Source organism: Pseudomonas sp. WPR_5_2 (genome assembly GCF_003634475.1).
In the GTDB taxonomy this organism is placed as follows: Bacteria; Pseudomonadota; Gammaproteobacteria; order Pseudomonadales; family Pseudomonadaceae; genus Aquipseudomonas; species Aquipseudomonas izuensis.
The window spans coordinates 76,054-95,761 of record NZ_RBLA01000010.1; the positions used below are offsets into that span (position 1 = coordinate 76,054).

General features: G+C 59.1%; 19 protein-coding genes. 5 read left to right on the forward strand and 14 right to left on the reverse strand.

Annotated elements, in window-relative coordinates; genetic code table 11:
* Positions 1 to 7 precede the first annotated feature (7 nt).
* The 4 genes from lspA to murJ form a co-directional block, all read right to left on the reverse strand.
* Complete coding sequence (lspA, locus tag BJ917_RS28610) at positions 8 to 520, reverse strand: signal peptidase II (protein WP_096515074.1); 513 nt, start codon at positions 518 to 520, stop codon at positions 8 to 10.
* Positions 513 to 3,344, reverse strand: coding sequence for an isoleucine--tRNA ligase (gene ileS / locus BJ917_RS28615; protein WP_096515072.1), 2,832 nt, complete (start codon positions 3,342 to 3,344; stop codon positions 513 to 515). The genes lspA and ileS overlap by 8 nt, the downstream gene beginning before the upstream one ends.
* A gap of 13 nt (positions 3,345 to 3,357) precedes the next feature.
* Positions 3,358 to 4,296 (reverse strand): bifunctional riboflavin kinase/FAD synthetase, encoded by a 939-nt coding sequence (gene ribF / locus BJ917_RS28620; protein WP_172901647.1) that lies wholly within the window; start codon positions 4,294 to 4,296, stop codon positions 3,358 to 3,360.
* Positions 4,297 to 4,424: 128 nt separating this feature from the next.
* Positions 4,425 to 5,963 (reverse strand): murein biosynthesis integral membrane protein MurJ, encoded by a 1,539-nt coding sequence (murJ, locus tag BJ917_RS28625; protein ID WP_096515068.1) that lies wholly within the window; start codon positions 5,961 to 5,963, stop codon positions 4,425 to 4,427.
* A gap of 388 nt (positions 5,964 to 6,351) precedes the next feature.
* Between murJ and rpsT the strand changes: the two genes are divergently transcribed.
* Entirely contained in the window at positions 6,352 to 6,630 is a 279-nt protein-coding gene (rpsT, locus tag BJ917_RS28635) for a 30S ribosomal protein S20 (protein WP_007970922.1), read from the forward strand.
* A gap of 186 nt (positions 6,631 to 6,816) precedes the next feature.
* Here the strand turns inward: rpsT and BJ917_RS28640 are convergent, their stop codons facing one another.
* From BJ917_RS28640 to rplU, 5 genes are all read right to left on the reverse strand, one after another.
* Positions 6,817 to 7,281, reverse strand: coding sequence for a CreA family protein (locus BJ917_RS28640; RefSeq protein ID WP_096515066.1), 465 nt, complete (start codon positions 7,279 to 7,281; stop codon positions 6,817 to 6,819).
* A gap of 12 nt (positions 7,282 to 7,293) precedes the next feature.
* A complete protein-coding gene (gene proB, locus BJ917_RS28645; RefSeq protein WP_096515064.1) occupies positions 7,294 to 8,412 on the reverse strand; it encodes a glutamate 5-kinase in 1,119 nt (372 codons plus the stop codon).
* Positions 8,413 to 8,599: 187 nt separating this feature from the next.
* Positions 8,600 to 9,823 (reverse strand): Obg family GTPase CgtA, encoded by a 1,224-nt coding sequence (cgtA, locus tag BJ917_RS28650; RefSeq protein ID WP_096515062.1) that lies wholly within the window; start codon positions 9,821 to 9,823, stop codon positions 8,600 to 8,602.
* A gap of 197 nt (positions 9,824 to 10,020) precedes the next feature.
* Entirely contained in the window at positions 10,021 to 10,278 is a 258-nt protein-coding gene (rpmA, locus tag BJ917_RS28655) for a 50S ribosomal protein L27 (RefSeq protein ID WP_003281574.1), read from the reverse strand.
* A 35-nt stretch (positions 10,279 to 10,313) separates the two neighbouring features.
* Positions 10,314 to 10,628, reverse strand: a complete 315-nt coding sequence (gene rplU, locus BJ917_RS28660; RefSeq protein ID WP_007950961.1) for a 50S ribosomal protein L21 — start codon at positions 10,626 to 10,628, stop codon at positions 10,314 to 10,316.
* 238 nt (positions 10,629 to 10,866) lie between these two features.
* Here rplU and BJ917_RS28665 point away from each other — a divergent pair, with 238 nt between their 5' ends.
* From BJ917_RS28665 to BJ917_RS28675, 3 genes are all read left to right on the forward strand, one after another.
* The gene (locus BJ917_RS28665; protein ID WP_096515060.1) at positions 10,867 to 11,835 is read left to right on the forward strand and encodes a polyprenyl synthetase family protein; all 969 of its coding nucleotides are present in this window, start codon (positions 10,867 to 10,869) and stop codon (positions 11,833 to 11,835) included.
* A gap of 193 nt (positions 11,836 to 12,028) precedes the next feature.
* A complete protein-coding gene (locus BJ917_RS28670; protein WP_096515059.1) occupies positions 12,029 to 12,370 on the forward strand; it encodes a zinc ribbon domain-containing protein YjdM in 342 nt (113 codons plus the stop codon).
* A gap of 176 nt (positions 12,371 to 12,546) precedes the next feature.
* Complete coding sequence (locus tag BJ917_RS28675; RefSeq protein WP_096515057.1) at positions 12,547 to 12,804, forward strand: hypothetical protein; 258 nt, start codon at positions 12,547 to 12,549, stop codon at positions 12,802 to 12,804.
* A 134-nt stretch (positions 12,805 to 12,938) separates the two neighbouring features.
* Here BJ917_RS28675 and BJ917_RS28680 read toward each other — a convergent pair whose 3' ends face one another.
* The 3 genes from BJ917_RS28680 to BJ917_RS28690 all read right to left on the reverse strand — a co-directional run bounded on the left by BJ917_RS28680 (position 12,939) and on the right by BJ917_RS28690 (position 14,565).
* On the reverse strand, positions 12,939 to 13,556 hold the full coding sequence (locus BJ917_RS28680) for an FKBP-type peptidyl-prolyl cis-trans isomerase (RefSeq protein ID WP_056855672.1): 618 nt from the start codon (positions 13,554 to 13,556) through the stop codon (positions 12,939 to 12,941).
* 121 nt (positions 13,557 to 13,677) lie between these two features.
* Entirely contained in the window at positions 13,678 to 13,986 is a 309-nt protein-coding gene (locus tag BJ917_RS28685) for a DUF6482 family protein (RefSeq protein WP_096515055.1), read from the reverse strand.
* A gap of 90 nt (positions 13,987 to 14,076) precedes the next feature.
* A complete protein-coding gene (locus tag BJ917_RS28690; RefSeq protein WP_007990463.1) occupies positions 14,077 to 14,565 on the reverse strand; it encodes a TIGR00645 family protein in 489 nt (162 codons plus the stop codon).
* A gap of 158 nt (positions 14,566 to 14,723) precedes the next feature.
* Between BJ917_RS28690 and BJ917_RS28695 the strand changes: the two genes are divergently transcribed.
* Positions 14,724 to 16,553, forward strand: a complete 1,830-nt coding sequence (locus BJ917_RS28695) for a hypothetical protein (protein ID WP_096515053.1) — start codon at positions 14,724 to 14,726, stop codon at positions 16,551 to 16,553.
* Positions 16,554 to 16,559: 6 nt separating this feature from the next.
* On the opposite strand, the gene BJ917_RS28700 is transcribed toward BJ917_RS28695, so the two are convergent.
* Both BJ917_RS28700 and BJ917_RS28705 read right to left on the reverse strand, forming a co-directional pair.
* Positions 16,560 to 16,901, reverse strand: a complete 342-nt coding sequence (locus BJ917_RS28700; protein ID WP_047533476.1) for a hypothetical protein — start codon at positions 16,899 to 16,901, stop codon at positions 16,560 to 16,562.
* A gap of 315 nt (positions 16,902 to 17,216) precedes the next feature.
* Positions 17,217 to 19,655, reverse strand: a complete 2,439-nt coding sequence (locus tag BJ917_RS28705; protein WP_096515051.1) for a Lon protease family protein — start codon at positions 19,653 to 19,655, stop codon at positions 17,217 to 17,219.
* Positions 19,656 to 19,708 lie beyond the last annotated feature (53 nt).

Genomic DNA, 19,708 nt, shown 5'->3' on the forward strand with positions numbered 1-19,708 from the left:
TACCTGTTCAGTCATGAACGGCTTCTCCGGTCTTTTTACTTTTGAACATGTCCAGTGCCAGCATGACTGCGCCCACAGTGATAGCACTGTCGGCAAAGTTGAACGCCGGGAAGTACCAGCGGTTCTGCCAGTGCACCAGAATAAAATCGATCACATGGCCCAGGGCAATGCGGTCATACAGATTGCCCAGCGCGCCACCCAGCACCAGTGCCAGGGCGATTGCCAGCCAGGTATCGTTGCGCCCCAGGCGCTTGAGCCACACCACCAGCACCGCACTGACCACGACCGCGATCAAGGCAAACAACCAGCGCTGCCAGCCGGAGCTATCGGCCAGGAAGCTGAATGCCGCGCCGGTGTTGTAGGCCAGGGTCCAGCTGAAGTAATCGGGGATCACCACGATTTGCTGGTACATCGCCAGCTTGCCTTCGAAGTAGAACTTGCTGGCCTGGTCGATGACCAGGACCAGCAAACTCAACCAGAGCCAGCCCAGCCGTCCGAAACGGCCAACGGCATTAGGCATAGTGGCGAACCTCGCCGGTGCCGCTGATGTTGTCGACGCAACGACCGCAAATTTCCGGATGTTCCGGGTTCACGCCAACGTCTTCACGGCAGTGCCAGCAACGGGCGCACTTGGCGTGGGCCGATTTGACGATCTTCAGCTTCAGGCCGCTGACTTCGGTGACCACGGCGTCGGCCGGTGCCTGTACAAACGGTGCAACACTGGCGGTGGACGTGATCAGGACGAAGCGCAGTTCGTTGCTCAGCTTGGCCAGGTCGGCGCTCAGCGCGTCTTCGGCGAACAATGTCACTTCAGCTTGCAGGTTGCCACCGACGGCCTTGGCCGCGCGCTGGATTTCCATCTCCTTGTTGACCGCCACCTTGACCGCCATGATCCGGTCCCAGTAAGCACGATCCAGCTCGAAGCCTTCCGGCAGCTCGCTCAGGCCTTCGTACCAGGTGTTGAGCATGACCGACTCGTTGCGCTCGCCCGGCAGGTATTGCCACAGCTCGTCGGCGGTGAACGCCAGGATCGGTGCGATCCAGCGAACCAATGCTTCGGAGATGTGGAACAACGCGGTCTGGCACGAACGACGGGCCTTGCTGTCAGCGCCGGTGGTGTACTGACGGTCCTTGATGATGTCCAGGTAGAAACCGCCCAGCTCCTGCACGCAGAAGTTGTGGATCTTGGAGTAGACGTTCCAGAAGCGGTATTCACCGTAGTGCTCTTGCAACTCGCGTTGCAGCAGCAGGGTGCGGTCCACGGCCCAACGGTCCAGCGCGAGCATTTCTTCGGCCGGCAGGAGGTCGGTGGCCGGGTTGAAGCCGGTCAGGTTCGAAAGCAGGAACCGCGCGGTGTTACGGATACGCCGGTAGGCGTCCGCACTGCGTTGCAGGATCTGCTCGGAAACCGCCATTTCGCCCGAATAGTCAGTCGAAGCGACCCACAGACGCATGATATCGGCGCCCAGGGTGTCGTTGACCTTTTGCGGCGCAATCACGTTGCCCAACGACTTGGACATCTTGCGGCCGGACTCGTCGACGGTGAAACCGTGGGTCAGCAGCTCACGGTACGGCGCGTGGTTGTCGATGGCGCAACCGGTCAGCAGGGACGAGTGGAACCAGCCACGGTGCTGGTCCGAACCTTCCAGGTACAGGTCGGCACGCGGGCCGGACTCGTGACCCATCGGGTGTGAACCGCGCAAAACGTGCCAGTGCGTGGTGCCCGAGTCGAACCATACGTCCAGCGTATCGCTGATCTTGTCGTACTGCGGCGCTTCCTCACCCAGCAGCTCAGCGGCATCCAGTTTGAACCAGGCTTCGATGCCTTCGACTTCGACGCGCTTGGCGACTTCTTCCATCAGTTCGACGGTACGCGGATGCAGCTCGCCGCTTTCCTTGTTCAGGAAGAACGGGATCGGCACGCCCCAGTTGCGCTGACGGGAGATGCACCAGTCCGGACGGTTGGCGATCATCGAGTGCAGGCGCGCCTGGCCCCAGGCCGGAACGAATTTGGTGTCTTCAATGGCTTTGAGCGAACGCTGACGCAGGGTGTCGCCCGTGGTCGGCTGCTTGTCCATGCCGATGAACCACTGTGCAGTGGCGCGGTAGATCAGCGGGGTCTTGTGGCGCCAGCAGTGCATGTAGCTGTGTTCGATGACGGTGGTGTGCAGCAGCGCACCGACTTCGGTCAGCTTGTCGACGATGGCCGGGTTGGCCTTCCAGATGAACTGGCCACCGAAAAACTCCAGCGAGGGCACGTAGACGCCATTGCTTTGAACCGGATTGAGGATGTCATCGTTGACCATGCCGTACTTCTTGCAGGTCACGAAATCGTCTACGCCGTAGGCTGGCGAGGAGTGAACCACACCGGTGCCGGCGCCCAGTTCGACGTAGTCGGCCAGGTACACCGGCGACAGACGGTCGTAGAACGGGTGGCGGAAGTTGATCAGTTCCAGTGCTTTACCGGTGGTGGTCGCGATGACCGAGCCTTGCAGGCTGTATCGCGCCAGGCACGACTCGACCAGCTCCTCGGCCAGCACCAGCAACTTGTCGCCGACGTCGACCAGGGCGTAGTTGAATTCCGGGTGAACGTTCAGCGCCTGGTTGGCCGGGATGGTCCACGGGGTGGTGGTCCAGATCACGATCGAAGCAGGCTTGGCCAGCGATGGCAGGCCGAATGCGGCCGCCAGTCTGGCTTCATCGGCAATCGGGAATGCCACGTCGATGGTCGAGGACTTCTTGTTCTCGTACTCGACTTCCGCTTCAGCCAGGGCCGAACCGCAGTCGAAGCACCAGTTCACGGGTTTGAGGCCCTTGAACACGAAACCGCCCTTGACGATTTCCGCCAGGGCACGGATTTCACCGGCCTCGTTCTTGAAGTCCATGGTCTTGTACGGGTTGGCGAAATCGCCCAACACGCCCAGACGGATGAATTCGGATTTCTGGCCTTCGATCTGCTCGGTGGCGTAGGCGCGGCACAGTTCGCGGGTCTTGTCCGCGCCCAGGTTTTTGCCGTGGGTCACTTCGACCTTGTGCTCGATCGGCAGGCCGTGGCAGTCCCAGCCCGGAACATAAGGTGCGTCGAAGCCCGACAGGGTCTTCGAGCGGATGATCATGTCCTTGAGAATCTTGTTCAGTGCATGACCGATGTGAATCGTGCCGTTGGCGTACGGAGGACCGTCGTGCAGGACGAACTTCGGACGATCCTTGCCAATCTCGCGCAACTTTCCGTACAGGCCAATGCTGTCCCAGCGCTGCAGAATCTGCGGTTCGCGCTGAGGCAGGCCGGCCTTCATTGGGAAGGCGGTGTCCGGAAGGTTTAGCGTGGCTTTATAGTCGGTCATTTAAGGCTCTTCATTAGCGATGGGCGCTAGGTGCGGCTAGTGCACGGGCGGCGGCGACATCCGCGTTGATCGCCGTTTTCAACGCCTCCAGAGAGGCGAAACGCTGCTCTTCACGCAGCTTGTGGTGGAAAACCACCGTTAAACGCCGGTCGTACAGATCGCCGGCAAAATCTAAAAGATGCACTTCCAGGTGGGCTTTGCCATCACCTTGGACCGTAGGCCGTACGCCGATGTTGGCGACGCCGGGCCAGGTCTTGCCGTCGATCTCGACGTTGACCAGGTAGACCCCGGTGAACGGCACGCGACGGCGCTTGAGTTGTATGTTGGCGGTGGGCGTACCCAGCTGCCGCGCGAGTTTCTGGCCGTGCAGCACGCGACCGGCAATCCGGTACGGGCGGCCGAGCAGGCGTTCGGCGAGGGTAAAGTCGGCAGCCGCCAGCGCATTCCGCACCTGGGTGCTGCTGACGCGAATCCCGTCGAGCTCGACGGTCTGCGCCGCTTCGACGGTAAAACCCTGCACCACGCCGGCCTGCTGCAGGAAATCGAAATCCCCTACCCGGTCACAGCCGAAGCGGAAGTCGTCCCCGACTTCAAGGTGCTGCACGCCGAGGCCGTCCACCAGGATGGTATCGACGAACGCCTTGGCGCTGAGTTTGCTCAGACGTTGATTGAACGCCAGGCACAGGACCCTGTCGACACCTTCGGCGGCCAGCAATTGCAGTTTATCCCGCAGGCGGGCCAGGCGCGCCGGCGCCGTGTCCGGAGCGAAGAACTCCCGCGGCTGCGGCTCGAAAATCACCACGCAGCTGGGAACGCCCAACTCCAGCGCACGCTCACGCAACCGCGCCAGGATAGCCTGGTGGCCACGGTGTACACCGTCAAAGTTGCCAATAGTGGCGACACAGCCCCGATGCTGGGGGCGCAGATTGTGGAGGCCTCGAACCAGCTGCATAACGCGCTTCTTGCTCATAAAGTGGTCGATTATAACCACACCCGGCGGCCGACGACAGGCAACACCGTATTCCAAAGTCATCGAGCCGACAAAAATGCCGGCCCGCCCATGTTTTTCGAGGTTTTCTCTTAGCCCAGCGCTTTGCGATTGAAATCGCGCAAACGGAAACCCATCAACACTAACATGCCGAAATAGGCCACCACACCCGCCACCACCAAGGCGCCCAGGCGCAGGAAGCGCTCAAGCATCTGCCCCTCACCCCAGGCTGGCATAAAGTGCATCCCGGCCAGCAGCACGCCAGACATCACAGAAACCGCGACCACCAGTTTGAAGCCGAACTTCGCCCAACCCGGCTGTGGCTGGTACATCTGCTGCTTGCGCAACTGATAAAAGAGCAGCCCGGCATTCAGACAGGCCCCGGCACTGATGGCGAGTGCCAGGCCCGCGTGGGCCAGCGGACCGATCAGCACCAGGTTGAACAATTGCGTGACGATGAGGGTAAAAATCGCAATTTTTACCGGGGTGCGGATGTTTTGTTGCGCATAAAAGCCAGGAGCCAGCACTTTAATCACAATAATCCCGAGCAGCCCCACCGAATAGGCGATCAGCGCCCGCTGGGTCATGGCGGCATCAAATGCATTGAATTGACCGTACTGGAACAGTGAAACCGTCAGTGGCTCGGCCAGAATCCCCAATGCCAGGGAGCACGGCAATACCAGCATGAAGCACAGGCGCAGGCCCCAATCGAGGATGCGCGAATATTCGAGGCGATCCTTATTGGCGTAGGTCTTGGCCAGGGTCGGCAGCAGGATCGTTCCCAACGCCACGCCCAGTACGCCGGACGGCAACTCCATCAAGCGGTCGGCGTAGTACATCCAGGATACGGAGCCGGCCACCAGGAACGAGGCGAAGATGGTATTGATGATCAGCGAAATCTGACTGACCGATACCCCGAGAATCGCTGGCAGCATCTGCTTCATCACTCGCCACACGCCGCTGTCGCGCAGGTTCAGGCGCGGCAGCACCAGCATGCCGATCTTTTTCAGGTGGGGCAGCTGATAGAGCAACTGCGCCAGGCCGCCGACCAGTACCGCCCAGCCCAGTGCCATCACCGGCGGATGGAAATACGGCGTCAGGAACACCGCGAAGACGATCATGCTGACGTTAAGCAGCGTTGGCACGAAGGCTGGTACCGAAAAGCGGTTCCACGTGTTAAGGATCGCGCCGGCCAATGAAGACAGGGAAATCAACAAAATATAGGGAAAGGTCACCCGCAACAGGCTGGCGGTCAGCTCGAACTTCTCCGGGGAATCGACGAAACCCGGTGCAGTCACCCAAATGACCCATGGCGCGGCAATCATGCCCAACGCCGTGACCAGCGCCAGCACCAGCGTCAACAGACCCGAAACGTAGGCAATAAATGTTTTTGTAGCCTCTTCACCCTTCTGGGTTTTGTACTCGGCAAGAATCGGCACGAATGCCTGGGAAAACGCCCCTTCGGCGAAGATGCGCCGCAACAGGTTGGGCAGTTTAAAGGCGATAAAGAAGGCGTCGGTCGCCATTCCCGCACCGAATGTGCGCGCAATGAGGGTGTCACGAACGAATCCCAGAATCCGGGAAAGCATTGTGATAGAGCTGACGGCGGCCAACGATTTGAGCAGATTCATTGAAAGAGTTTGTGCCTGTCGATAAACAGCAGGCGAACTACGCGCCTACTTGTGCGATACTCCGCGCCGCAACAGCACAGAGCCAAAGCTCGCGAGTTTACAGGTCACACGCCGGAAAGAAATATCCCGCGCAGACGACCTCATGAAAACGTGACGAGCGAAGGCAAGACAAGGCGAAAGCAGGCGAGAAAGCGGAGTTGACGAACGTCAATGAGCATTTCGAGCCTGCTTTCAACGCTGTATTGCCGAGCGCAGTAGTTTTCATGGGGTCGGGGCCGACCACTTAGCGGAACGTTTCCTCCGCCCTTGACAAGACTTCAACTCATCGGCATGATTCGCGGCCTATTTTGTTTGCTATTTCCTAAAAAGTCTTTCGAGGAGCTCGACGGTGGCCAACTCACCTTCCGCCAAAAAACGTGCAAAACAGGCTGAGAAGCGTCGCAGCCACAACGCCAGCCTGCGTTCCATGGTCCGTACCTACATCAAGAACGTAGTTAAGGCCATCGACGCAAAAGACGCTGCTAAAGCTCAAGCTGCTTACGTTCTGGCTGTGCCAGTTATCGACCGTATGGCCGATAAAGGCATCATCCACAAGAACAAGGCCGCTCGTCATAAGAGCCGCCTGAATGGCCACGTCAAGGCCCTGAACGTTGCCGCTGCTGCCTAAGCGACACGCTCATTAAAAAACCGACCTCAGGGTCGGTTTTTTATTGCCTGCGATATGGCGAACGCGACGCAAAAAAAATGTAGGAGTGACCCTGCTCGCGATGGCGGTGTACCCGTCGAGATCAAAACTGACTGATACACCGCTATCGCGAGCAGGCTCACCCCTACAATTGGTTTTGCGTCGTTATTACTGGACGGGCGCCCACGGCAAAATCGGAATCGCCGTCACCGCATTCTGCGGACTGCCTTCGATCAAGCGATCGCTGTAGACCAGATAAACCAGCGTATTGCGCTTCTTGTCGAGAAAGCGCACCACCTGCATGGTCTTGAATACCAGCGAGGTGCGCTCCTTGAACACCTCCTCGCCATCCTTGAGCTCACCCTTGAAGCTGATCGGCCCGACCTGGCGACAGGCAATTGAAGCCTCGGCGCGATCTTCAGCCAACCCCAAACCACCCTTCACGCCACCGGTCTTGGCACGTGACAGATAGCAGGTCACACCTGCGACCTTCGGATCATCAAACGCCTCGACAACAATCCGGTCGTTCGGGCCGACGAACTTGAACACCGTCGACACCTGGCCAATTTCCTCGGCCGAAGCCAGCAGCGGCATCGCCAGCAGCAGCCCCAACAATCCTTTTGCCACACGCATTCAGGTATTCCCTCAGACCAGAATCAGATTATCGCGATGAACCAGCTCTGGCTCCGCCATATAACCCAACAAACCGACTATCGCATCAGACGACTGACCGATGATTTTTTGCGCTTCAAGCGCACTGTAGTTGGCCAGGCCACGAGCAATTTCTCGACCGTCCGGCGCGACGCAGACCACCATCTCACCGCGACGGAAGCTGCCCTGCACCAATTTGACCCCAACCGGCAGCAAACTCTTGTTGCCTTGGGACAATGCCGTCACCGCCCCCGCATCCAATACCAGGGTGCCGCGGGTTTGCAGATGCCCGGCCAACCACTGCTTACGCGCCGCCAACATGCCGCGCTCAGGCGAGAGCAAGGTGCCGATACGCTCACCTGCCTTGAGGCGATCCAATACACGCTCAATGCGCCCACCCACGATGATCGTATGCGCCCCGGAACGCGCCGCCAGGCGCGCAGCGCGCAATTTGGTCTGCATGCCACCACGCCCCAATGCACCACCGGTACCACCCGCCACCGCATCAAGCGCCGGATCATCGGCACGCGCTTCGTAAATCAACTGGGCATCGGGATTGTTGCGCGGATCGGCGTCGAACATGCCATCGCGATCCGTCAGGATCACCAGCAAATCAGCCTCGACCAGGTTGGCCACCAGCGCCGCCAGGGTATCGTTGTCGCCGAAACGGATTTCGTCGGTGACCACGGTGTCATTCTCGTTGATCACCGGAATGACCTTCAGCTCGACCAGCGCGCGCAAGGTGCTGCGGGCATTCAGGTAGCGCTTGCGGTCCGACAGGTCATCATGGGTCAGCAGAATCTGCGCGGTGTGCCGGCCATGCTCGGCAAAGCTTGACTCCCAGGCCTGCACCAAGCCCATCTGACCGATTGCAGCCGCGGCCTGGAGCTCGTGCATCGCACTGGGTCGGGCAGTCCAGCCCAGACGGCTCATACCGGCCGCTACCGCCCCGGAGGACACCAGCACCAGCTCGACACCCGCCTCATGCAGAGCCACCATCTGCTCTACCCAGACACCCATTGCTGCGCGATCCAGGCCTTTGCCGTCCGCCGTCAGCAAAGCGCTGCCGATTTTCACGACCCAACGCTGCGCACCTGTCACCTTGCTCCGCATCATCTTCAACCTTAGCTTGAGGACAGCGCGACCCAGCGCTGCCCGTGACGTTATTCGTGAGTTCCGATTTCCAGATACCAAAACGCCGCTCGATTGAGCGGCGCTTAAAGTGCCGGCCTGCCAGCGATGATAACACCGCGATCAGACAGATAGACCGCCTTCGCGGGCAAGCCACGCTCCTACCGAATCAGTCGCGCACGTAAATGATTTCCGGACCGTCTTCGTCATCCACATCTTCTTCATCCCAATCATCGTCGCCGATGTCGTGGACCGACTTCACGCCGCTGCGACGCAGGGCACGCTGGTCGTCCAGCGCCTGCAATTGCGCACGGGCTTCATCTTCGATGCGCTGATCGAGTTCAGCCAACTCTTCCTTGTAGGCCGGGTCGTTAGCCAGGCGATCGGCACGATCTTCCAGGTAACGCATGATGTCGTGGCACAGACGCTCGGTGTTCTGCTTGGCAATGGCCGAGATCACATAAACCGGGCCGGTCCACTCCAGACGATCAACGATCTCCTTGACGCGGGCATCGTGCTCTTCGTCGAGGATCTGGTCGCACTTGTTCAGGATCAACCAGCGATCACGCTCAGCCAGGGACGGACTGAATTTGGTGAGCTCGCTGACGATGACTTCAGCCGCATCCGGCGCACTGGTGTCATCCAGTGGCGCCATGTCCACGAGGTGCAGCAGCAGGCGCGTACGCGACAAGTGCTTGAGGAAGCGAATCCCCAGGCCCGCACCATCGGAAGCGCCTTCGATCAGACCCGGAATGTCCGCGACCACGAAGCTTTTCCAGCGATCGACGCTGACCACACCCAGGTTTGGCACCAGCGTGGTGAACGGATAGTCGGCGACTTTCGGCTTGGCGGCCGACACCGAACGGATAAAGGTACTTTTACCGGCGTTCGGCAAGCCCAGCAGGCCCACGTCCGCCAGCACTTTCATTTCCAGCTTGAGGTCACGCTGCTCGCCCGGCTTGCCCGGCGTGGTCTGGCGTGGCGCACGGTTGGTACTGGATTTGAAACGGGTGTTGCCCAGACCGTGCCAGCCGCCATGGGCAACCAGCAGCTTCTGGCCGGCCTTGGTCAGGTCGCCGATCACTTCCTGAGTGGCCGAGTCGATCACCGTAGTGCCCACAGGCACACGCAGGACCAGATCCTCGCCCTTCTTGCCGGTGCAGTCAGTGCTGCCGCCGTTGGAGCCACGCTCGGCATCGAAGTGCCGGGTGTAACGGTAGTCGACCAGGGTGTTGAGGTTTTCGTCGGCCATCATGTAGATGGAACCGCCATCACCACCGTCACCACCGTTAGGACCGCCGTTCTCGATGAATTTTTCGCGACGGAAGCTCATGCAACCGTTGCCGCCGTCACCGGCCTTTACTCGAATCGATACTTCGTCAACAAACTTCATTACACAACGCCTCTCGCCATACGGACGAGCCGAAAAACACTAAGACATAAGACTCTTGCAAAAATGAGCGCAGCGACCTCAATCAACGACCGCACAGTCCAGCGCGCCGACAGCCCATACAAACAGTTTTGCAAGAGACTCACCCCACAAACGAAAAAGCCCCGTCGCGAGACAGGGCTTTTCCAGCGATCGCGCAATTAAGCCGCGACTACGCTCACGTAACGACGACCGAAGGCGCCTTTTACTTCGAACTTGATCACGCCTTCGACTTTAGCGAAGAGGGTGTGATCCTTACCCATGCCAACGCCGTAGCCAGCGTGGAATTGGGTGCCGCGCTGACGCACGATGATGTTGCCTGCTTTGATAGCCTGGCCGCCATACATCTTCACGCCAAGGCGTTTGGCTTCTGAGTCGCGACCGTTACGGGTACTACCACCAGCTTTTTTGTGTGCCATGAGTTCAATTCTCCTAGTGAGGAATTAGGCTGAAATTAAGCCTGAATACCGGTGATTTTGATCTCGGTGTACCACTGGCGGTGGCCCATACGCTTCATGTGGTGCTTACGGCGACGGAACTTGATGATGCGGACTTTATCGTGACGACCTTGGGAGATCACTTCAGCCACAACGGTAGCGCCAGCAACAACTGGAGCGCCGATATTCACGTCGTCGCCATTGGCAACCAACAGAACGCGATCAAAGGTAACGGATTCGCCGGTAGCGACTTCCAGTTTTTCGATCTTCAGGTATTCACCTGGGGCGACTTTGTACTGCTTGCCGCCAGTAACGATTACTGCATAAGACATGGTATTTCTCCGATAATCCTGCTCACCCAGCTCTTTATAAGAAGAGGTATTGGCTGGCATGGCTGCATTTGGCTGGAGGCCGCTTGCAATTGCGTAAGGCAGGTGCTGCCCAGGAAGTTCAGGGTGCGCGATTGTACGCAAGGCACGAGCGCCTTGCAATAGGCCGTCCATCGCGCCTTGACAGGCCCGGACGTGGGTCCTAGCATGCCGCGCAACCCTTCTGGAGCGACTGTCGCTGATGCAACCCCAAGCTTTCTACCGCGCGGTCGCGGACGATTTTAGCGCCGTCGACGGCATCATCAAGAAGCAGCTGACTTCCCGAGTGCCGTTGGTATCGAAAATCGGTGACTACATCACCTCGGCCGGCGGCAAACGCCTTCGACCTTTATTAGTGTTGCTGTGTGGCAAGGCCCTGGGCCGCGAAGGCGATGACCTGCGCCTGCTGGCCGCAACCATTGAATTCCTGCACACCGCGACCCTGCTGCACGACGACGTGGTCGACATGTCCGGCATGCGCCGTGGCCGCTCGACCGCCAACGCCATGTGGGGCAATGCGCCAAGCGTGCTGGTGGGCGACTTCCTGTATTCGCGCTCCTTCGAAATGATGGTCGAACTGGGCTCCATGCCGGTGATGAAAATTCTTTCGCAAGCCACGCGCATCATCGCCGAAGGCGAAGTGTTGCAGCTGTCGAAGGTCCGTGACGCCAGCACCACCGAAGAAACCTATATGGAAGTCATCCGCGGCAAGACCGCGATGCTCTTCGAAGCCTCGACCCACAGCGCCGCGGCCCTGGCCGGTGCAACATCCGAACAGAGCGAAGCGCTGCGCACCTTCGGTGATCACCTGGGCGTGGCGTTCCAACTGGTCGACGATCTGCTCGACTACAAAGGCGACGCCGAAACCCTGGGCAAGAACGTCGGTGACGATCTGGCCGAAGGCAAGCCGACCCTGCCGCTGATCTACACCATGCGCGAAGGCACGCCGGAGCAGGCAGCCCTGGTGCGCAAAGCGATCCAGAAAGGCGGCATCGAAGACCTGGAAAGCATCCGTGCAGCCGTCGAAGCCTCTGGCTCGCTGGAATACACCGCACAACTCGCCCGCGATTACGTGGCCCGTGCGATCAAGTGCCTTGAAGCGTTGCCCGCCAGCGAGTATCGCGATGCGCTGGTCGAATTGAGCGAGTTTGCGGTCGCCCGCACGCACTGATTGCCGCTGTTCTGTAGGAGCGAGCCTGCTCGCGATGGACGTTAACGACAACGCGGGTATCCAGGATAAACGCGGTGTCCTTGAGTTCTTCGCGAGCAGGCTCGCTCCTACAGGTTTTCAGGCACTCCCCCCCAGCCGCCTAAAACCCTATACAATGTGCGCTTTTTAGCGATCCTGAATCCAAGGAGCCTTAGTGAGCACATTGCCACCCTGCCCGAAATGCAATTCCGAATACACCTACGAAGACGGCGCGCAGCTGATCTGCCCCGAGTGCGCTCACGAGTGGTCCGCCAGCGGCGAAGCCGAAGCGGTGTCCAATGACGCGGTGAAAAAGGATTCGGTCGGCAACGTCCTGCAGGACGGCGACACCATCACCGTGATCAAGGACCTCAAGGTCAAAGGCACGTCACTGGTGGTCAAGGTCGGCACCAAGGTCAAGAATATCCGCCTGTGCGATGGCGATCACGACATCGACTGCAAGATCGATGGTATCGGCCCGATGAAACTCAAATCCGAGTTTGTCAGAAAAGTCTGATTTTGCTGTATCCCATCCCGCGCCCGTCGTGGGATGGCGCTTCGCCCTCCCTTAAACGCCAGCCGTTTTGACCCAGCGCAATCCTTACCCGGAAATAGCCACAATCGGCCAATAGGCCCTTGCTATTTGATGAATAAGAATCATTCTCATTAAAACCCATTCAATGGAGATGAGACATGACTTATTTGATCGATGCCTGGCTGGACCGCCCACACCCTTACCTGAGAATCCTCCACCGGGAAACCGGGGAAGTCTGTGCAGTGCTTGAAGAGGAAGCGCTGAGTGAACTGCAGGATCAGGGTGACCTGGATCTCAATGGCTTGAGTTCCAGCGAGCCAGTGGTGCTCAAGGAGGTGGTGAGAAATCTGTTTCTGTTCTGCTATGCCCGGGCGCTGCGCCCGACCAGTGAGCTGCATCACAAGATCGAAATATGAAGAGCACCGCAAAAACTGTGGGAGCGAACCTTCTCGCGAAAGCGGCCTGACATTCAACATTAATGCTGACTGACATTCCGTCTTCGCGAGCAGGCTCGCTCCCACATTGGCCCGATGTGATATAGGGCTGGGTATTACAGAACGTCGAGCAGCTCGACGTCGAATACCAGAACGCTGTGCGGCGGGATGCTGCCAACGCCTTGAGCGCCGTAAGCCAGTTCGCTCGGCACGTACAGGCGCCATTTGCTGCCGGCATTCATCAGTTGCAGGGCTTCGGTCCAGCCGGCGATCACGCCGCCAACCGGGAATTCCGCAGGCTGGCCGCGCTCGTAGGAGCTGTCGAACACAGTGCCGTCGATCAGGGTGCCGTGGTAGTGAGTACGCACGGTGTCTTCACGGGATGGCTTGGCGCCTTCACCGGCAGTCAGTACTTCGAACTGCAGGCCGGACGCCAGGGTGGTGATGCCGTCACGCTTGGCGTTTTCAGCCAGGAAGGCCAGGCCTTCGCCAGCGGCCGCTTCAGCCTTGGCGGCCGCTTCGGCCTGCATGATTTCGCGGATCACCTTGAAGCTGGCGGACATTTCTTCCTGGCCAACGCGGCTTGGCAGACCTGCGAATGCGTCGGTCAAGCCTGCCAGGATCGCGTCCAGGCTAACGCCAGGTGGCGGGTTGTCGCGCAGTTGGTCGCCCAACTGACGGCCAATACCGTAGCTGACGCGGGTTTCGTCGGTGGACAGATTTACTTCGGACATGACACTGCTCCGCTGTGCGGACGGCCCGGGAACTTGCCGTGCACGCACAGCGCGTCCCGGAACGCCCGGAACCAAAAGGGCCAGCAGACTAGCACAGATGCCATCGTGTTGATCAGAGCCGTCAGCGCTGCGGGGTGGAACGCTGATCGATCGGCACCTTCAGACTTTCATCGATACCACCGAGCCCGCACATCTCGTCATGCACCAGATGATGCACAAGGTTGAAGTTCAACCTGGGAAAGGAGCGCAGCACATCGCGGGCATGCTCCACGGAACGCAGGTGCATCATGTGGCCGTGAGTGTCGCTCAAAGGATAGGCTGCGCCATGCATCCGCGCCTCCAGCAGGTAGATCCCGCCTTCCATCGAGATCAGATTCAGCTCATCGACCTTTCCGGCGACGGCATAAGCATTCAACTCTTGCAGGTTCATGAACGCACCTCATGCGGCGAGCCATTACCTTTACAGGGATATGCCTCGCCGCATCAAAGTACAAGCCACAAACGCCACCGTCTGTCTGTTTCAGTGCTTGGTCACTTTATCCAGGTACCCCATGGCGAACGCCGACACTACGAACGTCATGTGAATGATCACGTACCACTGCAGGTGCTCCGGATCGACGTTCTTGGCGTCCATGAAGATTCGAAGCAAATGGATGGAGGAAATCGCCACGATGGAAGCCGCCACCTTCATCTTCAGGGAAGACGAGTCCATGGTGCCCAGCCAGTTGAGCTTTTCCTTGCTGTCGTCGATGTCCAGTTGGGAAACGAAGTTTTCGTAACCGGAGATCATTACCATCACCAGCAAACCACCCACCAGCGCCATGTCGATCAACGACAGCAACACCAGGATCAGGTCCGATTCGGCCATGGAAAAGACATTGGGGATGACGTGGAAGACTTCCTGGAAGAACTTCAGTGCCAAAGCCAGCAGCCCAAGGGACAGGCCGAAGTAGATAGGCGCCAGCAGCCAGCGGGAGGCGTACATTGTGTTTTCGATAAAGCGTTCCATTGAATCTCACACGTGTTTGAAAATGGCCGCGAGTATAACAGCCGCCTGTTGCCCCCAGAAACCGTCGGGAAATCCGCCACCTGCGCGTGTGTGTCAAAGTTTTTCTGCTAGTGTCCAAACCATTGACAGCTCAGTGATATCGGACAGGAAAACTGGAAATGGATCTGCGTTTGCCTTTAACCAGTGCCGGAATCTGCCTGGCTCTGCTGATGAGCGCTTGCTCACCCAGCGACGAGAAGCGCGAGGTCAGCCTTGAGGAGAAAACGGCGCAGTTCGAAAAATCGCTGGATGCCATTGCGGACCCGAAGCTCAAGGATGCCGTGGCCGAACTCGGTGGCTCGCTGTTACTGCTCGAACGGGCGCAACTCAAGCTCGACAGCAAACCGGTGGTGACCGAATACGGTGAAGACGCCCTCGCCATTCTCAAGCACTACCCCTCGCCACAAGCCCTGGTCGACACCTACATCAACGGCCTGTTCGTGCTGCACAAGGACTCCAGTTCCGACTACCTGACCGACCTGCAACCGGTGTTTCCCTTCAACTTCAGCACGCCGGCCGCGTTTCTTTTTCCCCATGGGCTGGAATGGCAGTCGGTCACCCTGAGCAACAAACGCATCATTGCCTTCCAGCCGGAATGGTCGGAAACCGATCCCGGTATCCAGCTGAGCCCTTCGAGCTCCAACCTGACCAATCCCGATGACCTGACCGTGGCCTACCCGTTCATCGAAGGCCTCGATGTCGACATCAAGAAGCAGCCGCAACCGGTCAGCCTGCAAGGCAAGGTGGAAGTCATTGCGCCGCGCCGGCTCTACAGCTTCGACCTGACAAAAAAGGATGTCGGCCAGACTCGCACGAACGACAATCTCAGCGTCACCCTGCTGAAACTGGGCAATAACTACGCGGAAATCGAATTCAACAACAGCGCACCGCAGGCTCCGGAGATCGGGGAAACACCCCTGAATCCGCTGATCGTCCAGGCCCGGGACGCCACCGGGCAATTTCTCTCGCGTTCAGGCTCGATCAACGAAACGGCTGCGCAGATTGCCTTCTATCAGCGGCAGCTGGCAAAAATGCAGCAACAAAAGGCCTGGAGCGAGGAGTTTGAAAAACAGCTCGATGAAGAACAGCGCACCTTCGAGAAGCAACAATCCCACCGGTATTCGAAGGTGTATTTCAACGGACCGATCGACACCCTCGAAGTCAGCCTGCTGGACTTTTCAGCCGTCACGGTCACCCGCAAGGACCTGAACCTGCCGATCCGTCGTTTCGACCGCCACACCACACAGAAGAACATCCAGCCCCTGAACCTGCCAGTGGTGGTGTATGACGACCAGGCGCCGAACTGGCTCAAGGGTGCGACGTTGACCGAGGATCAACTGAAAAAGGCTGTCAGCATCAGCCAATCGGTGGAGGACCCGAGCGCTGCGCGAGTCGAATTCACTCACCTCAGAAGCTTCAATGACGAACTGCTCGGCACCTCCTTCAATCCAGGTGAAAGCCCGGTCAGCTTCTTCACCGAGGACAGCAAGGGCAAACGTTACGAGCCGATCGAACTGCCGCCGGAGGCGTATCAGGTCGATCCCCTGCGCGGCACCATCACCTACGACTTGAATCTGTTTCCGGAAACACCGGCGTACGTGGTGGGCTCCATACCGCTGTTCCTGGCCACCGTCGACAAACAGAGCATCGACGCCCACCAACTGCCCAAAGGCCTGGATCTCAAGGACAACGCACTGGTGGTGGATCTGAAGGTGTTTCCCGAGCAGGATTGGCGGTTTTACGCCAAGGACGACAGCGGTCACTACCTCAAGGAAATTCTTGCGGTCAACCACGATGCGAGCCCGGAAGGCCCCGGGCTGTTTGCCGTGCACTACTTCTATGGGCAACCCACACGCCTGGAAACCTATCAGCGAACCGACCTCGCCACCGTGCAATACGGTTACGAGGTCAAACTCGACAAGGCTGACATGTCCAAGCTGGCCCAATAGCGCGAATCAATGCTCTGGACGGAACTCGAAGCCACCCACGCTGCGGCAACGGCCACCATTGATTTCCCGCAGCTGGGCTTGCAGATGCAGGCACCAGATTTGCGGATCGTCGGCCAGCTCGTAACCGTGCAGGGTCAGGCTTTCAACAATGGTGTCGAGGATGGACTCGGCCACGAAAGGGCCATGAAACGGGCCTTGGGCTTTGATGGCTGAAGGTTGCTCACCGGCCATTCCGGCGGCGAACAGTAAGGTCCACATGCCCGTATCGCCAGCCAAGGGTTTGATGGCGCATTCGATACGGGTCACAAGACCCAGACATTGACGGGTGAGGCAGAGGTTGCGCGACATGGCGGCGACCCTCGGTAGATCCGGTATTCAGCCTTTACGCAAAGGCTGTCTCGATCCAGTGATTACTGTCCATATCCTTGTGCTGATAATAGAGGAAAAGTTTGACTGGCACGCCAGGTGAGACCAGAAGGCGCCGAATGGTCATTGTGTGAATATTGACGCCAGAGTGATGGCACTTTTTGAATTCAAACCAGATAAAAATGTGGGAGCGAGCCGGCTCGCGAAAGCGTCATGTCAGCCAAAAAATCAGTGACTGTCAGATCGATTTCGCGAGCCGGCTCGCTCCCACAGTGGATCGAGGGGTGAGCAGCTATATCAAGCCGGCTTGGCCTCCACCAGCGCCTCGACCGCCATCTCTTTCTCCGCTTCCTTGAGGTCATCCTCGCTGATCATTTCCGCGATCACCCGCAAGCGCTCCACCACTCGCGCGTTGACGCTGCCTTCAGGAAACTCGCCATTCTCGTCGGGCTCGCCTGCCGGTTCGCCGACCAACAGGCTCAGCGCCTCGTCGGCCTGGCGTACCGCATAGACATGGAATTGCCCCGCGCGCACCGCGGCCAGCACTTTCTCGTCGAGCATCAGCGTGGCCACGTTCGCGTGCGGAATGATCGCCCCCTGCTCCCCGGTCAGCCCACGGGCCTCGCAGAGCCGGAAGAAACCTTCGATCTTCTCGTTGACCCCGCCCACCGCCTGCACTTCACCGAACTGGTTGATCGAGCCGGTGATGGCAAAGCACTGTTTGAGCGGCGTTTTCGACAGGGCCGAAATCAAGGTGCATGCCTCGCCCAGTGACGCACTGTCGCCATCCACATACCCATAGGACTGTTCCAGGGCGATGCTCGCGGAAATCGCCAAGGGGAATTCCTGCGCGTAACGGCTGCCCAGATACCCGGTCAGAATCATCACGCCTTTGGAGTGGATCGGTTGACCGAGGTTGACCTCACGCTCGATGTCGACGATGCCGCTGCCGCCCGGGTACACCGTGGCGGAAATCCGTGCCGGTATCCCGAAGGCTGAATCGCCGACCTCCAGCACCGTCAAGCCGTTGCACTTGCCGACGGCGGCGCCATCGGTATCGATCAGGATGATTCCCGCCAGCATGTCATCGAGAATCCGCGCCGACACACGCCCCGTGCGGGTGGCCTTGGCCTTGAGCGCCCGCTCGATGTGACCGGCGTCGGTCATTTCGTCAGAGGCCAGGTGACGAATGAAATCCGCCTCGCTGACCAGTTGGAACAGATCACCGATCCGCGCCGACAACCGCCCCTGATGCTCGGCCAAACGCGCGCTGTACGTTGCCAGACGCGCCACTGCATCGGCGGTCAGCGGCGCCATGCCCTCTTCGGAGGTACGGGTTTTCAGCAACTGGGCGAATTGCTCCAGGCTTTCATCGACCATCGGGATGTCTTCATCGAAATCCACCAGGACGCGGAACATTTCCTGGAAGTCCGGATCGAGGTCCTGCAACGTGTAGTAGAGCGAACGGGCACCAATGATGACGACTTTGACCTGCAACGGAATGTGCTGCGGGGTCAGGGTCACCGTGGCGAAGCGGCCCATCTCGCCCAGCGGTGATTCCATTTTCAGCTTGCGCGATTGCAGGGCACGCTTCAGCGCGTCCCACACAAACGGCTCGCTGAGCATTTTTTCCGCTTCAAGGATCAGGAAACCGCCGTTGGCCCGGTGCAACGCACCCGGCCGCAGCTGGCGGTAGGTGGTGTACAGCGCGCCCTGATCGGTGCTGTATTCAATGCGGCCGAACAGGTTTTCGTAAGTCGGGTGCGGCTCGAACACCACGGGCGCACCGCCACTGGCCGAATGACCGACCACCAGGCTTGGCGCGTATTGCTCTTCCAGCAATTTACGAGCGACGGCGTCGGTCTTGCTGTCGTCGACCAGTTGCTCGACCACGGTTTTGAGCAAGTACACCTGCATGGCTTGCAGGTAGCCGCAGACCGCCGCGTTCTCGGCGTACTTCTCCGACAACGGCGACAGCAATGGCTGCAAGGCCAGTGTGATGGTTTCTTCGTTGAGATGGCGCAGTTGATTGCTCGACTCACGCTTCCATTGCGGCAGGCTGGCGAGTTCTTCGTTCAGGCGCTCTTCGAGGTTGGAGATATCCTCGTGGAAGCGCTCGCGATCGACTTCCGGTAACTGGGCGAATTCCGCCTCATCCAGTGCCTTGCCTTCGAGCATCGGGGTAAATGCGATGTTGCTGCTGTCGCGGTAGAGCGCGACGTCTTTCTCCAGGGCCAGTCGCTCGATCACGTCCAGCGCCTTGTCGTAGCGCTGATTGAAGGCGCGGTCGATGGCACTTTTTTTCTGCTGGTAGGACGGGTGCTCGAACACGGCTGGAAAGGTGGCCAGCAAGTTATCGATCAAGCCGTTGATGTCACCGATGAAGGCGCCGGCGGTGCCTGACGGCAACTCCAGTGCGCGCGGCTCGCGTGGCTCATCGAAATTATTGACGTAGACCCAGTCCGCCGGGGTCTGCAGGCGCTTGCCTTCGGCTTTCAGGTAGCGTTTGACGAACGAAAACCGGCCGGTGCCGGGCTCGCCCATGACGAATACATTGTAACCGGGGCGTGGCATGGCCACACCGAACTGCAAGGCTTCGACCGCTCGTTCCTGGCCAAGCACACCGCGAAAGGGCTCCAGATCATTGGTGGTAGAGAAGCTGAACTGTTCAGCGGAAAACGGACGGGTCAGCGCTTCAGGCGCTAGACGCAAGCTGGCAGCAACAGGATCAGGCATCGGGCTTCCTTACATCAGGCGGGGCAGATAGCGGCATTCTGGCGCCGCCCGTG

Excerpts from the sequence above, each read along its gene's own strand:
- proB (WP_096515064.1), bottom strand. The coding sequence starts at position 8,412 with ATGCGGAGCAAGGTGACAGGTGCGCAGCGTTGGGTCGTGAAAATCGGC.
- BJ917_RS28675 (WP_096515057.1), top strand. The coding sequence starts at position 12,547 with ATGACTTATTTGATCGATGCCTGGCTGGACCGCCCACACCCTTACCTG.
- murJ (WP_096515068.1), bottom strand. The coding sequence starts at position 5,963 with ATGAATCTGCTCAAATCGTTGGCCGCCGTCAGCTCTATCACAATGCTT.
- ileS (WP_096515072.1), bottom strand. The coding sequence starts at position 3,344 with ATGACCGACTATAAAGCCACGCTAAACCTTCCGGACACCGCCTTCCCA.
- cgtA (WP_096515062.1), bottom strand. The coding sequence starts at position 9,823 with ATGAAGTTTGTTGACGAAGTATCGATTCGAGTAAAGGCCGGTGACGGC.
- BJ917_RS28640 (WP_096515066.1), bottom strand. The coding sequence starts at position 7,281 with ATGCGTGTGGCAAAAGGATTGTTGGGGCTGCTGCTGGCGATGCCGCTG.
- BJ917_RS28700 (WP_047533476.1), bottom strand. The coding sequence starts at position 16,901 with ATGTCGCGCAACCTCTGCCTCACCCGTCAATGTCTGGGTCTTGTGACC.
- BJ917_RS28705 (WP_096515051.1), bottom strand. The coding sequence starts at position 19,655 with ATGCCTGATCCTGTTGCTGCCAGCTTGCGTCTAGCGCCTGAAGCGCTG.
- BJ917_RS28695 (WP_096515053.1), top strand. The coding sequence starts at position 14,724 with ATGGATCTGCGTTTGCCTTTAACCAGTGCCGGAATCTGCCTGGCTCTG.
- rpmA (WP_003281574.1), bottom strand. The coding sequence starts at position 10,278 with ATGGCACACAAAAAAGCTGGTGGTAGTACCCGTAACGGTCGCGACTCA.
- BJ917_RS28690 (WP_007990463.1), bottom strand. The coding sequence starts at position 14,565 with ATGGAACGCTTTATCGAAAACACAATGTACGCCTCCCGCTGGCTGCTG.
- BJ917_RS28685 (WP_096515055.1), bottom strand. The coding sequence starts at position 13,986 with ATGAACCTGCAAGAGTTGAATGCTTATGCCGTCGCCGGAAAGGTCGAT.
- rplU (WP_007950961.1), bottom strand. The coding sequence starts at position 10,628 with ATGTCTTATGCAGTAATCGTTACTGGCGGCAAGCAGTACAAAGTCGCC.
- BJ917_RS28665 (WP_096515060.1), top strand. The coding sequence starts at position 10,867 with ATGCAACCCCAAGCTTTCTACCGCGCGGTCGCGGACGATTTTAGCGCC.
- ribF (WP_172901647.1), bottom strand. The coding sequence starts at position 4,296 with ATGCAGCTGGTTCGAGGCCTCCACAATCTGCGCCCCCAGCATCGGGGC.
- lspA (WP_096515074.1), bottom strand. The coding sequence starts at position 520 with ATGCCTAATGCCGTTGGCCGTTTCGGACGGCTGGGCTGGCTCTGGTTG.
- BJ917_RS28680 (WP_056855672.1), bottom strand. The coding sequence starts at position 13,556 with ATGTCCGAAGTAAATCTGTCCACCGACGAAACCCGCGTCAGCTACGGT.